We start from the raw sequence: 14315 nt of genomic DNA, 5'->3' as shown, positions 1-14315 counted from the left end.
ATGAGAGCCAGGTTGGATCCCCCTTTTATTGCGGGTGTGTCTCCAGTCCCGGCCGCCTCGGTGTTGGAAATGCCGGTGCCTCAGGTCACCTGCGGTTTCCGATGGCGTTTAAAAATCAGAGCGATGCCTTGATCTTTTCTGCCACGTCAGGGGAAACCCATGCCGTCCACAGAGCTTCGTTATTTTTCAGGAAGTATTTGGCACCTTCTTCACCGGTTGCCTGGTTGTCGCTCATCCACGCAATCAGCTTGTTGACGGTGTCGTTGGTCCAGGCGCGTTTGTTGAGGTAATCCATGACCGGACCGGCGCGGTCGGCAAAGCTCTTGGCAACAACGGTTTCAACCGTGTCTGTCTGCCAGGCATTCAGCTTCGGATCGGCGCAATCGGCAACCGAAGTGCAGCGTTTCCATTCGGCTGCGTCATAGGTGGTGTCGAAGTCGAGCTTGACCATCTCGTATTTGCCGAGCAGGGCGGTTGGTGCCCAGTAATAAGCGGCCACGGGCTGTTTGGCCTCATAGGCCTTGGCGATCGCGCCATCGAGGCCGGCAGCCGATCCGGTGTCGACCAGCGTAAATCCGGCCTTTTCGCCGTCATAGGCTTTAAACAACTGGGCTGTCACCACGGTGCCACCCCAACCCTGCGGACCGTTGTAGACGGCGCCCTTGCTGCTGTCTTCCGGTGCCGGGAAAAGCTGCGGGTTTTTAAACAGGTCACCCACGGTCTTTATGGTCGGGTTAGCTTCGGCCACGTATTTCGGGATCCACCAGCCCTGTACCGCACCGTCAGAGAGAATTTTGGCGGCGCTGACGAATTTCCCTTCGGAGATGCCACGGTTTACGATTTCCGGCTGCAGGCTGACCCATGCCTCGGGCGCAATGTCTGGCTGGCCCTTTTCGGCCATCGAGGTGAGTGTCGGTACGGTGTCACCGGCAACCAGTTCTGCCGTACAGCCGTAACCGGCTTCGAGAATGAGTTTGTCGACATTGGCGGCCACTTCAGCGGACTGCCAGTTCATGTTGGCAATGGTAACTGTGCCGCAATCTGCTGCGGAGGCCGTTGTTGCAAGACCGGCAAGGCTTGCGGCAAGAACGGTGGAGGCCAAAAGCATTTTCATTTTTTTGTTCCCTCTGGTCGCGGTGTTACGTGAACCCGGGCGTCTGCGGCACCGCGTCCACAGACGTGCCTATTGAGCCTTCATTTACCAAGAGGGGGCATTCCGATTGCGTCAGATCATGCCGCATTGATGTATATTTTCAATTTTTTTGAAGTTGCAAAAACGCAAAAGCCCGGAAAACAGCCAAGCTTTCCGGGCATTCTTTTGGTTGAGGAACATGCTGTGCCGCTTGCTGAAGTTGGTGTCGCAACACGCCGATGGGAGGCGTGTATATAGCGCCGATATTCAGCTGTTAATTCGTGTCGCTGGATCCTGAAGACGAAACTGTCTTGTCTGTCCCGCTTGCCAGCGTGTTAGCGTTGGCGGCTGGCCATGACAGGTAATAATATTTACTGCCGACAGTGCCGAAATAGGCGTTCTCGCCAGTGGTCTTGTCGATATAGCTGCCGTCGCTTGATTTGGCGTAAGAGACATCCTCACCGCGTGTCAGACGCTCTTTCAGGAAGTCACTCCAGTTGTTGGTGGCAATGGTGGTTGCCGCACCTGAGGTGGTGTCCTTGTGCTTTTCATCATCAACATCCCAGGCGGCAATCTTCTGGCCGCTGACCGGGTCGGTCACCGTTAGTGTGCCAGCCTTCAGGGCGGCGAGCATCGCATCTGCCTGCTTCTTGCCCGCGGCAGTATCGGCCATTTCTTCAAGGCTGTCTTTCAGACTGCGCATGAAGGACGCGGTCGTTACGTCCGCCGAGACGGTTGTTGGTGTGGTGTTCGGCGTCGTGTTGACGGTTGAGTCGGGGTTTTTGGTGGCCAGTGTCGTCAGCAGCCGCGTCAACGTGTCGTTGGATGAGCTGGTCGACGTGTCCAGGCCATATTGCTGCAAAAGCGAGCTGGATGCGGAGCTGGTCGAGGTTGTCGTTTCCTCCTGCTCCTTCAGGGCTTTAAGGGCGATTTGCGTCGTCATCAGCCGGATGGATTGAATCGAAGAAACCATGAACTGCGCCTGTATGCTTCGCGGAAATGGCTTCCGCGCGGTTATCGGACAAGCGATAGCGTTCTATCGCCTGTCCTCAAACTATAGCGATATGCCTGCGCGAGGCTTGAGTGGAGGCAAGCCTTGGCTGAAATCAGTTTTCTTGAATTTTTACGCCGTTTGGACCGATCTGCATCTCAATGCCTGCAGGCTTGCTTTCCTGATGCCAAACATAGGCACCAAGACCTGCAGCGAGGATCACCAGTGCGCCGATGATGAAATAAAGATTGTTGGTTCTCGTCATTCATGTCTCCCGTCATATTTTCGGGAGTGAAATGCGCAGGAATGCCAACGGGTTCCATCAGCAACACCATGTCAGCGAAAAATTATTGCCGCTGCTGACGCTGCCATTTCAGTTCCAGCGCCATGCAGCCCCAGATGATGCCGAGCAACAGGAAGAAATGCCGCCAGTGGTCGGTGTCGATGACATTGCCAATGATCAGGTGACCGACAAAACTGACCCAGGCAATCATCAGGAAAGGTTGCCATGGACGATCCCGCAGCAGGTATCTGAAACCTTCCGCCACCGTCCAGCACATCAGGGAGACATAGCTGACAAAACCGAGCCAGCCATGAGTCGTCAGGCTTTTCAGCCAGATATTGTGTTCCGCTTCCGGGAAAATGGTGGCAAACACCATGGGACCGATCCCAAGCGGATTTTCCATGGCCATCATGAAGCCAATGCGATGTCGCGCAAATCGCCCGAGATGGCCGCCATCATAATCCTGCACGGCCTTTGTTCGGCTCAGGAACAGGTTGGACACCTGTTCGAACTGCAAGGCGACCATCAATGCGATAACCAGAAACACCACGGCCAGCAGTGTCAGCACAAGTATTTTAAGCCTAAAGGCGGTGGAACGCTCTTTCAGCAACATCAGCAGAACGAGCATGACGGTTGCGATAAGAAACAAGCCCCAGGCCGCACGGGAAAACGACAGGAAGATACCGAGCGCCAGAATGAGTAGGCCGAGAATCTTAAGCGGCATGCTGCTGACCCGCCCGGTCAACAGACCATAAACCAGAAACAGCGACGGCGTGACGAGAAACGGGCCAAAGACGTTCGGGTCCTGGAATGCGCCCTTGGCACGGTCATAGAGCGTGAACACCTGAAAGCCCGGAATGGCATTGAAGTAACCGAGAATGCCCAGCATCGAGGTGATCAGGGCGGCAAAAACCCAGGCTTTGAAAATCAGCGATAGCCGCCGGTGATCATCTTCGGTGACAGCGGCGTAAAAAACCGATGTCAGCGCCAGAAAGGTCGAGACGGCGAGATACATCGGCCCTTCGCCGAGATCCGACATGACCAACAGAGAGAGAAAACCACCGGCATTGAACACCAGCAGAAAAGCCAACAGCACGATGACGCGTTTGGACAGGCGAAGCCCGAGCAGAAACCAGATGGCGACCTGCGCCACCATCATCAGCTCGTAAGGTGCCGGTTCGGAAATAACAAAACCGGACAGGAACACACCAAAGGCAAGCGCAAACGCGCCAATCATCCGCATGGCGGCTAATGGCGCGTTGAAATCAGGCGTATCTGTCAGGCTGACGTTGCTCAATAGGCGTTTTCCGCTTTGAGCAGCCTGATCGGTGTCAGGAACAGGATCTTGAGGTCGAACATCAGCGACCAGTTTTCGATGTAATGCAGATCGAAAGCGGTGCGGAACTTGATCTTGTCGCTGTTGTCGATCTCGCCGCGCCAGCCATTGATCTGCGCCCATCCGGTCACGCCGGGTTTGACCTTGTGGCGGGCAAAATAATGCTCAACCACATCGGCATATTTCAGGTCGCCGGTCTGGGCCATGACCGCATGCGGGCGAGGGCCAACCAGTGACAGGCTGCCATTCAGCACGTTGAACAGCTGCGGCAACTCGTCAATTGAGGATTTGCGCAGGAAACGGCCGACAGGCGTTACGCGTGGGTCGTTCTTGGTCACTGCCTTTTTGGCTGTCGGGTCGCTAAGCTCGGTATACATCGAGCGAAATTTCCAGACATTGATCGTCTCGTTGTTAAAGCCGTGGCGTTTCTGCTTGAAGAAAACCGGACCCTTTGAAGTTGTTTTCACGGCAATGGCCGCGCCAATCATCACCGGCCACAACAACAGCAGGGCCACCACGGTGAAGAACAGGTCAAAGATGCGCTTGGCAACCGAGTCCCAGTCTCGGATCGGTTTGTCGAACACATCCAGCATCGGCACATTGCCGACATGCGAATAGGAGCGCGGGCGGAAACGCAGTTTGTTGGCGTGTGCGGCGATACGAATATCGACGGGCAGGATCCAGACCTGCTTCAACAGGGCAAGAATACGTCCCTCGGCCGAAATCGGCAGCGAGATGATCAGCATGTCGAGTTTGGTCAGGCGTGCAAATTCCACCAGTTCGGCGAAGGTACCAAGCTTTGGATAACCGGCAACGATATCAGGCGAACGATCGCCGGTGCGGTCGTCGAAGATACCGCAGATACGGATATCATTGTCCGGCTGCTCTTCCAGCGAGCGGATAAGGTTCTTGGCTGCATCGCCGCCACCGACGATAACCGCACGACGCTCCATGACGCCATTACGGCCCCAGTGGCGGATTGCGACGCCGGTAAGGATGCGTTCCAACGCAAGAAAGGCAGCACCGGCCACAAACCACATGGCAGTTGTCAGCCACGAACTGCCACCGGTAGGATGGAAGGCGAGAAGAAGAAACACAGTCAGCGCAAAACCGGCGGTATAGGCCATCAGAATACGCGGCATCTTGGCCATAGGCGTGCGCAGCGACGGCAACTGGTAAAGATCAAGGGCATAAAGCATCAGGCCGGTCAGACCTGCACCCGCCACCATTATCGCAAACAGGCCAAGCAGGCTGCCAACCGTGTGTTCCGATGCCAGCATGCTGACGATGCAGCCAAGGATCACCAGTCCGGCAAACTCCAGCAATTGCAGCTGGCCGATAATGATGTTGGGGGAGTGATTGCCCGTACGCAGCTGATTGGCGACCTGTCGTGCCAACGGGTTGAGCGACACTGGTGGGCTGTCTCCATCACCAGCTGAACGACCGGCAATCTCGGACACCTTTCGGCGCAGTTCATTGATATCGAGTTGCTGGTTTTGGACGTTGCTCATGGACGCATTCCGTTTTGCATTTTGGCGCAACCATAGCGGCAACATGCTAAGAAACGTTTATGGCGACAACCAAGTCTTTAGACAGTCGTACCGTGCTGATACGACCTGCAAACGGATGGTTAGTCTTGCATCCCGTCAGGTGTGGGGCAGTAATTCCCGGTAAAGGGCAAGAATTTGTCCGGCCATTACGGGTGTGGAAAACCGCTGCCGGAATTCGGTTGTATCAGGCAAGGCTTGCTGTCGCCACTCAGGGACTTGCAAGCTGCGAACCATGGTCTGCGCCAGGCTTGTTGCATCGCCAGCCGTGACCAGCGCCGGGCTCTGTTCGCCCATGATCTCGGAAATGCCACCAACCCGTGAGGCAATCACAGGTTTGCCGGCCGCCAGTGCTTCCAGAATGATGTAGGGCAGGGATTCTGCCCGTGAGGGGACAACGACCGTATCCGCCAAAGCAAATGCCGTGCGGGCCGGCATGGATGGATGCATGACGAGCCGGTCCGACAATCCGGCCGCCGCAATCGCGTCGCGGTACTTGTCACGCTCGGGACCATCGCCAACGATCACGCCTGTCAGGGTTTGCCCGGACAGTTTTTCCGCTTGGGTAAAGGCATCAATGAACACGTCGGGACCTTTGAGGTCGCGCAACATACCGATGTAGAGAAAATGGCTGGCATTTGCATTGAGCGGAACCGGCGCAAATTCGCTTTCCTGCACGCCATTATAGATCATCCGCGCTTGCGTGTGCGGTTTGCCGACCTTTTGTGTATAGGCGCTCTGCTCGTAATGGCAGACGAAACACAGCGCATCCGTAAACCGCTCTAAAAGGCGCTCCACGTTAAAGAACACCTGACCGCGCAGGGATTTGCGGTCATAGTGCAGGCTGCCCCCATGGGGCGAATAGAGGCGGGCTACGCGATACCTGTTCACCCGCAGAGCTGAGCCGATGAGACGGGCGAGAACGCCGCCTTTGGCGCTATGGCCATGGATTACATCTGGCTGCAAACTTTTGATATGTTGATAGGCTTTCCAAAGAGCGCCCAGGTCGGATGGGCCGACCGAACGTCCGATGGGCAAACGGATAAGCCCCAGCGACAGCATGGGCTTGATCTGTTCAAACAGTTTTTCCTCGTGCTCACCACCGGTTGAACTGTCGCACAGAATGCCAACCTCATGTCCCAGCTTTACATGCTCTTCCACAAGGTCACGAACGTGGCGGAATACACCACCGACCGGTGAGCGAAAACAATGCAGAATGCGGAGAGGTTTTTCTGTGGTCATGTTACCGTTACTGGCAATCAGAAGAAGCGTTCACGGACATACACAGTGTCACCAGCGAGGATTGGTCCCGAGATATTGATGCGACCCGTCACGATTTCCCCGTTGATCTTGCGGGTTACATCCACGTCGCGCTGGTTGGCGCGGGTGGAGAAACCGCCGGCAATAGCGATAGCATTTTGCACGGTCATACCAGGCACATAGGAATATTGCCCCGGACGACCGACTTCACCCATAATGAAGATTGCCCGGTAACGGTCGATTTCGATCGTCACATCCGGGTCACGCAGATAGCCCTGTCGCAGTTTCTGGGCGATGGCCCCTTCAAGCTGCGGCAATGTCTGGCCACGGGCAGGGACCGGGCCAATAAGAGGGAAGGCGATGTAACCAGCCTGATCCACCGTATAGCTGTTGCTCAGACCGGTCTGCTCGAAAACAGTAATCCGCAGTCTGTCGCCGCTATCCAGCCGGTAGGGTTGGATGGTCGCTTCGTGAAAGGCTTTCGGAGCGGGCTGATACGCCGAACAGCCGGACAGTGCCGCGGCAAAGGCGATCACAACGATAATGGCGGTACGGTTCAGGGCGCAGGACATTCGCGCTTGGGCTCCACAAAGCGGCAATTAAAGATGTTATCAATCTGTTAGGGTTAACGCCGAGTAAATGACGCGAAAAAAGTATGAAACTGCGCCTTTGAGATCGCGAAGGTCGGTTAACGGTTGGGTTACCATAAAGTCCTAAAATTACGGCAACAGGAATGTAATGGACGGGCGCGCGCGTCGTGCAGCCGTTTCGTCCAGCCTGCCCTTGAGGGGTCACGATGCAGGAGTTCGCATGTCAGCGACAGGCCGTAATGATAAAGACGTGGATATCGACCTGGCGCGGCTGGTGCTTGCCATCTGGGAGAGGCGGGGAAAAATTGCAGCCGTGACATTGATCGCTGGCGGCGTGGCTTTTGCTGCGTCCAGTGTCATGTCGCCGGTCTATCGTAGCGAGGCCCGTGTCCTCATAGAAACCCGTGCAGCATCGTTCGGCAATGCAGACCCGAACGGTACTGGCTCCCAGCAGGTGCTGGACGATCTGAATATCTCCAGCCAGACGCAGCTGCTGCAATCGGTCGACCTGATCAAGCAGGTTGCTCGCAACATGAAGCTTTACGAGCTGCCTGAATTCGACCCCGGTGCCAGCCCGTCAATGGTGTCGCGCCTGCTGGTCATGATCGGCATGAAAAAGAACCCGCTGGAAGTGGCCCCGGAAGAACGGGTCATTTCCGCTTTCCGGGAAAAGCTGCAGGTTTATCGCGCTGAGACGTCGCGCGTTATCGCCGTGGAGTTTTCCTCCAAGGACCCGGTGCTGGCCGCTGCCATTCCCAACGAAATTCTCAAAGTCTACCAATCGCTGCAGACCGACGCCAAACTCGATGCAAATTCCGAGGCCGCACGCTGGCTTGAGCCGGAAATTGCCAGCCTGCGCGAAAAGGTACGCGAAGCCGACAAGAAGGTGGCGGATTACCGTGCCTCTTCCGATTTGCTGACCGTCGGTGAAAACACCACCTTTGCAACACGTCAGCTCGGTGACATATCGACCGAACTGGCACGTGTTCGCGGCGAAAAGGCCAATGCCGAAGCGCGTGCTGAAAATGTGCGCAATGCGCTGTCCTCCGGCCGCCCGACCGACACGCTGCCTGACATTATCGGTTCGCAGATGATCCAGCGTCTCAAGGAAACCGAATCCGGTATCCAGTCGCAGATCTCCGATCTATCGACCACCATGCTCGACGGTCATCCGCGGATCAAGGCACTGCGCGCGCAGCTTGGCGGCATCCGCAGCCAGATTGAAACCGAAACCCGCAAGGTCTTGGCAAGTCTGGAAAATGAAGCGAATGTATCCCGCCTGCGGGAGCGCCAACTGGTGCAGCAGCTCAATACGCTAAAGGCAGACGGTGCACGTGCTGGTGAAGATTCTGTTGGCCTCAATGACCTCGAGCGTGATGCGACGGCACAGCGCCAGTTGCTTGAAACCTATCTGGCCCGTTACCGTGAGGCGACCTCGCGTACTACCAGCACAGATTCCAGCCCGGCTGATGCCCGCGTCATCTCTGCTGCCATCGAGCCGCGCGAACCGTATTTCCCCAAGGTTGGACCGATTGTCATCGTTGTCTCGCTCGTTGCCTTGCTGTTGTCCTGCGTTGTCGTGATGTTGATCGAGTTGTTCACCGGACGTGCCTTGCGGCCGGTCGGTGCATCCAGGCAAGAAGAACTGGAAACGGAGGCCACCGTCGTTGAGGCTGTTGCCGTGCCGGTCACCGTCGTAGAGGTACCTGCCGACCGCATGCAGGTGGCAAGTGATGAGGCGCTTGCCGCAGAAATGGAAGAAACACTCGACCTGACGGAGACGCCGGAAACGCTCGAAGCGCTTGAGGCGAACGAGGTGGATAATGACGCGGTCGAGGAGGCCGAGCGGTCTAGTCTTGAAACATTCTCCATTGAAATGGTCGCCGAATATCTCGCCATGAAGGGCGTCGGCCCGGTTGCAACCGTCGTATCGCCGGCTGGCGATGCCGGCTCCACCGCAACCGTCATGCTGGCGCGCGCCGTGTCCGAAAGCGGCAGAACCGTCGTGCTGGTCGACATGACGGCGTCAGCTTGTCCGACCCGCCTGATGGCGCCGTCCTCCAATCTGCCTGGCATTACCGATCTGCTAGCCGGTGAAGTCAATTTTGCCGAAACCATTCACAATGACCGCCTGTCCAGCGCCCATATCGTGCCGCAGGGCAAGACGCCTGCGCATGAGGCCATGCGGGTCATCGACCGTCTGACAATGGTGGTAAGCGCTTTGGCTGACGTATACGACACGGTGCTGATCGAATGCGGTGCGGTTGATGTGGTGCGGGCGGCTGGAATTCTGAAAAACCTCTCCACCGACATAATCGTTTCGGCGCCACAGCCGGACGAGGAAAGCCTGACGGGTGTCATGCAGACCTTGGCTGATGATGGCCATTCCCGCGTGCTGATCATGTCCGGCATGAGCAGCCAGCGCCATCCGCGGGATAGCAGCCGTACGGCGGCGTAATGGCAACCGTCTGGCCTCAGTCGCTTTCTGGTTTTGCGGTGTCCTTCTTGGCCCGCAGGGACTGGATGAAGCCGTAGAGTTTGGGATGCGCCTTGATAAAGCTTTTGAGCGAGGCAAGCGCGCGGTAGCCAATGGCGGGCAGATACCCCCGCACAGATAAGGCACGGAAGATGTCGTGTTGCACGGTTTCGACCGTGCACCAGCTTCTTTTGTAGAGCTGGTCGCCAATACCGAAGTCGAAAATCGCGGCACCCTCGGCACAACTTTTCTCGATCATCAGCCAGAACAACAATTCGCCGGGGCTGGCATCGGCTGCCAAGTGTTGGTGGATCGAGCCAAACTGACAGATCACATGATCGCCCTTGCGCGACAGCCCAGCTAACGCAGCCACTGCGTTATTGGAACCGGGCAGGCGAATGGCATGGAGTTCCAACGGCACATTCTCAAGGTGATAGGGCGCGTCGACAAGGCCGTGGAAAAAGCTCTTGATCGCCTTGTCCTGGAAGACGTCAGGAATTTTCTGTGCCGCGAAACGTTCGGCCTTTTGCTGGAAAAACGTATCAAGCAGGGCATGTTGTTCCTGGCGATCACGCGTCAGGTAATAGTCGTAGCCGCCAATCTCGTTTAGACGCTTGGTCTGCACGCGGTACTTTTTGCGACGGCGCTTGGCATTGACCTGCGCCAGCGTATCTTCAAAACGCGGCAAAAGCGGCAGCTGAAATGACCGGTTCTGGTTTTCGCTGGTCGCCAGCGCCGAGAGCGGGTGCCGCCGTCCACGCCAGTTAAGCGGAATATTCTGCAGCGCCAACACATCGACGCGGTTGGATAATTGGCGGCGTATTTCGCTCAGGATAAGCTGTGCATCTTCAGGCTTGGCTGTCTGCGCATAAGCATCGTCGAACAGTCCGGTATTGATATTGTTGAAATTGCCACCCGGGAAACGCGCCACACGAAATGGGCCCTTGCGGCGGATTTCAAGCGGGATGAGAAAGGCCGTCTGACCGGACACTTGGCCACGAATGACCACAACCGGCGTGCCCATGGCCTTGGACCATGCCGCGCACCACCAGTAACTCTGGTGGACGGAGTTGAGTGGGGAGTGCTCCAGACGTTGCCAGTCTGCCTCGACCGCCGCCATGTCGGTGACAACATCAACCGACAGCGGACCGGAAACCGCGTGCACAACGGCATTTTCAAAAGCCTTCTGGCTTTCTGCTTCCGGCAGGTCTGGCTGTATTGCTCTCATCAACAACTCCGCAACATCTGCCGCAAAATAGCAGCAAGCCGTGCAACAAAGAGTTTATCGGCCAAGATGCGAGCTGAAACTTGTAAGTGCAGTTAGCACAAGGTTACTGGCCGGGTTTGCGGCCCGCCATCCACTTTATCAGCGCCATGGCTGGCAATACCCACAACAGGCCAGTGCCGATGAAATAGAGCAAATGAACCCACCAGGGCGATTCCGCCAGATTGGCCGCTGCATAGGACGTCGCCAGAATGGCATAGACAATCACCATGATGATGATGACGATGGTGCCGATGAACGAACGCAGACGAGTGGGCATGAGTTTCTCATTGTGTTGACGTGTTTGTGGGTCCGCGACGGCTTGCCGCAAACATGCAGGGCTTGTTTTGCCTTAACGGTTGGGGCAAATCAACGTCATAGCTTTCTGCAGGGCCATGAAAATGACATGCCCTGCCTTATGAAACTGTCCTGCCTTGGCCACATACCGGTCAACGGTACCGGCCTTCTTTGACGGGGTGAGCAACCCCTGTGGAGTTGAGAATATGAGCCTGAATACCGCAGCATTGGCTGGGAACCCTTCTGAGGCTGCAATAGAGCAGACACTTGTAAAGCAGGATCGTAATCGCCGCGTGCTGCGCATCTGGCTTGGTTTTGTTATTTTTACACTGTTTTGCCTTGTGCTGGTGGGTGGCGCAACGCGCCTGACGGAATCAGGCCTTTCGATTACCGAATGGAAACCGATCCACGGTGCCATTCCGCCGCTTTCAGTGGAAGAGTGGCAAGAGGAGTTCGATCTCTACAAGCGCATTCCGCAATACCAGGAAGTCAACAAGGGCATGAGCCTTGATGAGTTCAAAACGATTTTCTGGTGGGAATGGGCGCACCGCCTGCTGGCGCGCGGCATCGGTATCATCTTTGCACTGCCACTGGCGTTTTTCTGGATCACCGGCCGCGTGGAAAAGCGTATCCGTCTGCCGCTGGTCGGCCTTTTGGCGCTGGGCGGCTTTCAGGGTTTCATCGGCTGGTGGATGGTATCATCCGGCCTCGTCAACCGCACTGACGTGTCGCAGTACCGCCTTGCCACCCACCTGACCATCGCCTGTCTGATCTTTGCGGGATGTATGTGGATCATGCGTGGTCTTTCGCACCACTCGCCGGATGCGGTGGGTGAAAGAAAGGGTCGCACCTTTGCAGTCGTGCTGTTCTGCCTCTGTCTGTTCCAGATCTATCTCGGTGCACTGGTGGCCGGGCTCAATGCCGGTCTGTCCTACAACACCTGGCCGTTGATGGATGGTTCGGTGATCCCGGGCGATCTTTTCGTTCAGCAGCCCTGGTGGATCAATCTGTTTGAAAACCCCAAGACAGTGCAGTTCATCCACCGTCTGGGTGCATACACGCTGTTTGCAGCAGCGCTTTGGAACATGGTCAGGCTGTGCCGTGACATCCCGGGATCGCCGCATGCCCGGCGCTCCGTGCTGCTGTTCGTGCTGATCCTGATCCAGGCGATGCTCGGCATCATCACGCTGCTGATGCATGTCGATATCCATGTCGCGCTGGCCCATCAGGGCATGGCATTGGTTGTTCTTGGATTTGCCACCGCCCACTGGCGCGGGTTTATCGGCGAATATTCCGCGCCGGTAGCCGTCGAGGTGCGTGACTGATAACGCTTAAAGCAGGGTGCGCGCGATCTGAAGGAATGCCAGACGTTCGCGCGCATTCTCACTGGCATCAAATAAGGTGCCATCTTCCACAGACCAGCAGATCGACAATCCTGCATGCGCAATGGCGTAGCGCAGGATTTTTTCTTCCCCGCATCCCAGTATCTGCGAAAACAGTGTGGTCAGCGCCTTGATGCGCGCCGGCTTGATAATATCGGGCAGGGCATTCAGCGGATTACCGAAGATGTTTGCCACATCATAGGCGGCGTCACCAATCAGCCCCTGCGGGTCAATTGCCAGCCAGCCGCGTGTGCCGCCGGACACGATGTTGTCGTGGTGCAAATCGCCATGCAGGGGTTTGATGTTGTCCTGTGTACCGAGAAGCTGCAATGCCAGTTGTCGGGCAAAGCCAAGCGGCTCACGCAACATTGTGTCATAGCCGTCGAGCGACCGGTCAAACAGTGCTGCAAAATGCCTGTCGAGCGGCGTAAGGTTCTCAAGCGTCGCGGGTGAGGGCGCGTGCAGCCTGCCCAGTACATCGGTTATGACACGGTTGCTGGCGGCCTCACCATGTTCAAGACGGTACTGCCGTAGTGTCAGGTCGCCCGCATCTTCCAGCAGGCAATTCATGCCATGACTATCGATCAGCCTGATGGCGCCGTTGCCGTCCCGCCAGCGCAGGAAGGCCATGCCCGGTAACTCTCCGATGCCGCGCGGCTTGAGTTCCTTCAGTACCGCCTTCTCACCACTGTCAAGCGTCACGCGGTAAACCAAGCTGCTCGGTGTATCGGCAAGGAGAAAGGCGGAGGATATGCTCCACCGCCTTTTGATGTCTTCTGAAATAACAGGTGAGGTTTTGCCTTCGGTCATGCCGAGAGCATCAGTTCCATGTTCTGCACAGCAGCACCGGATGCGCCCTTGCCGAGATTGTCCAGCAGCGCCACGAGGTTGATGTGCTCGCCGCCTTCGGTGCCGAACACAAACAGCTTCATGGTGTCCTTGCCGGCAAGTTCCTCTGCGTCGATGCGTGACAGGCCCTTGCTTTCGTCCAGCGATACGACTGAGACGATGTCCTGACCGGCATAATGCGCAACCAGCGCATCATGAATGGTCTTGATCGTCGTGCCGTCCTTGAGGTCGGCAGCAAACAGCGGCACCTGTACGATCATGCCCTGTGCGAAGCGGCCGACCGATGGCGAAAACAGCGGAGAGCGATCGAGCAGACCATGGGTTTTCATTTCTGGAACGTGCTTGTGCTTCAGCGGCAGGCCGTAGAGGAAGTTGTTGGCGGTAATCGAATCGTCGCGGCTCAGATCTTCCATCTGGGCAATCATCTGCTTGCCGCCACCGGTGTAACCCGAGACAGCATTGACCGAGACGGGGTAGCCGTCCGGCAGCAGACCTGCTGCGCGCAACGGGCGGATGAGGCCGATGGCACCCGTTGGGTAGCAGCCGGGGTTGGCGACGAAACGTGCAGAGCGGATCTTGTCGCCTTGTGCATTGTCCATCTCGGCAAAGCCATAGGCCCAATCAGGCGCGATGCGGTATGCTGTCGATGTGTCGATAATGCGCACATTGTTGTTGCCTGCCACCATCGACACGGCCTCTCTCGAGGCTTCATCAGGCAGGCACAGAATGGCGACATCGGCATTGTTCAGCATGTCTTCGCGCATGGCGGCATTGCGCCGTTCCGCTTCGGGAATCGACAGCAGTTCGATATCGCGGCGGTCGGCCAGGCGTGTGCGGATCTGCAAGCCCGTTGTGCCGTGTTCGCCATCGATGAAGATTTTCGCTGTCATGCCCTTATCCTAGCTTTT

General features: G+C 56.8%; 13 protein-coding genes. 2 read left to right on the top strand and 11 right to left on the bottom strand.

Translation table 11 applies throughout. The annotated features are described in order from the left end of the window. Positions 1-115: 115 nt before the first annotated feature. The 7 genes from HGO37_RS07745 to HGO37_RS07715 form a co-directional block, all read right to left on the bottom strand. On the bottom strand, positions 116-1114 hold the full coding sequence (locus HGO37_RS07745; RefSeq protein WP_250982823.1) for an ABC transporter substrate-binding protein: 999 nt from the start codon (positions 1112-1114) through the stop codon (positions 116-118). Between the two features lie 292 nt (positions 1115-1406). Further along, positions 1407-2105, bottom strand: a complete 699-nt coding sequence (locus HGO37_RS07740; protein ID WP_250982822.1) for a hypothetical protein — start codon at positions 2103-2105, stop codon at positions 1407-1409. A gap of 133 nt (positions 2106-2238) precedes the next feature. Continuing rightward, positions 2239-2388, bottom strand: coding sequence for a hypothetical protein (locus HGO37_RS07735; protein WP_192487523.1), 150 nt, complete (start codon positions 2386-2388; stop codon positions 2239-2241). Between the two features lie 82 nt (positions 2389-2470). Continuing rightward, positions 2471-3649: an O-antigen ligase family protein gene (locus HGO37_RS07730; protein WP_250983237.1), complete on the bottom strand. Its 1179-nt coding sequence runs from the start codon at positions 3647-3649 to the stop codon at positions 2471-2473. Between the two features lie 50 nt (positions 3650-3699). Next, positions 3700-5253, bottom strand: coding sequence for an undecaprenyl-phosphate glucose phosphotransferase (locus HGO37_RS07725; RefSeq protein WP_250982821.1), 1554 nt, complete (start codon positions 5251-5253; stop codon positions 3700-3702). 135 nt (positions 5254-5388) lie between these two features. Continuing rightward, on the bottom strand, positions 5389-6531 hold the full coding sequence (locus HGO37_RS07720; RefSeq protein WP_250982820.1) for a glycosyltransferase family 4 protein: 1143 nt from the start codon (positions 6529-6531) through the stop codon (positions 5389-5391). 17 nt (positions 6532-6548) lie between these two features. Continuing rightward, on the bottom strand, positions 6549-7121 hold the full coding sequence (locus HGO37_RS07715) for a polysaccharide biosynthesis/export family protein (protein WP_250982819.1): 573 nt from the start codon (positions 7119-7121) through the stop codon (positions 6549-6551). 238 nt (positions 7122-7359) lie between these two features. On the opposite strand from HGO37_RS07715, the gene HGO37_RS07710 reads away from it, so the two are divergent. Next, complete coding sequence (locus HGO37_RS07710) at positions 7360-9597, top strand: GumC family protein (RefSeq protein ID WP_250982818.1); 2238 nt, start codon at positions 7360-7362, stop codon at positions 9595-9597. 16 nt (positions 9598-9613) lie between these two features. Here HGO37_RS07710 and HGO37_RS07705 read toward each other — a convergent pair whose 3' ends face one another. Beyond that, positions 9614-10843 carry a GNAT family N-acetyltransferase gene (locus tag HGO37_RS07705; RefSeq protein WP_250982817.1) on the bottom strand — a complete coding sequence of 410 codons (1230 nt, stop codon included), beginning with the start codon at positions 10841-10843 and terminating at the stop codon, positions 9614-9616. A 103-nt stretch (positions 10844-10946) separates the two neighbouring features. Further along, complete coding sequence (locus HGO37_RS07700; RefSeq protein WP_192487529.1) at positions 10947-11159, bottom strand: DUF2842 domain-containing protein; 213 nt, start codon at positions 11157-11159, stop codon at positions 10947-10949. A 223-nt stretch (positions 11160-11382) separates the two neighbouring features. Between HGO37_RS07700 and HGO37_RS07695 the strand changes: the two genes are divergently transcribed. Next, positions 11383-12501, top strand: coding sequence for a COX15/CtaA family protein (locus HGO37_RS07695; protein WP_250982816.1), 1119 nt, complete (start codon positions 11383-11385; stop codon positions 12499-12501). A 6-nt stretch (positions 12502-12507) separates the two neighbouring features. On the opposite strand, the gene HGO37_RS07690 is transcribed toward HGO37_RS07695, so the two are convergent. Continuing rightward, positions 12508-13368: an aminoglycoside phosphotransferase family protein gene (locus HGO37_RS07690; RefSeq protein WP_250982815.1), complete on the bottom strand. Its 861-nt coding sequence runs from the start codon at positions 13366-13368 to the stop codon at positions 12508-12510. Beyond that, positions 13365-14297 (bottom strand): N-acetyl-gamma-glutamyl-phosphate reductase, encoded by a 933-nt coding sequence (argC, locus tag HGO37_RS07685; RefSeq protein ID WP_250982814.1) that lies wholly within the window; start codon positions 14295-14297, stop codon positions 13365-13367. Before argC ends, HGO37_RS07690 begins: the two co-directional genes overlap by 4 nt. Positions 14298-14315: the final 18 nt, after the last annotated feature.

The organism is Rhizobium sp. CG4 (assembly GCF_023701965.1).
Lineage (GTDB): Bacteria > Pseudomonadota > Alphaproteobacteria > Rhizobiales > Rhizobiaceae > Agrobacterium.
The sequence above is the reverse complement of the archived record's forward strand: the minus strand, read 5'-3'. Positions and strand labels throughout refer to the sequence as shown.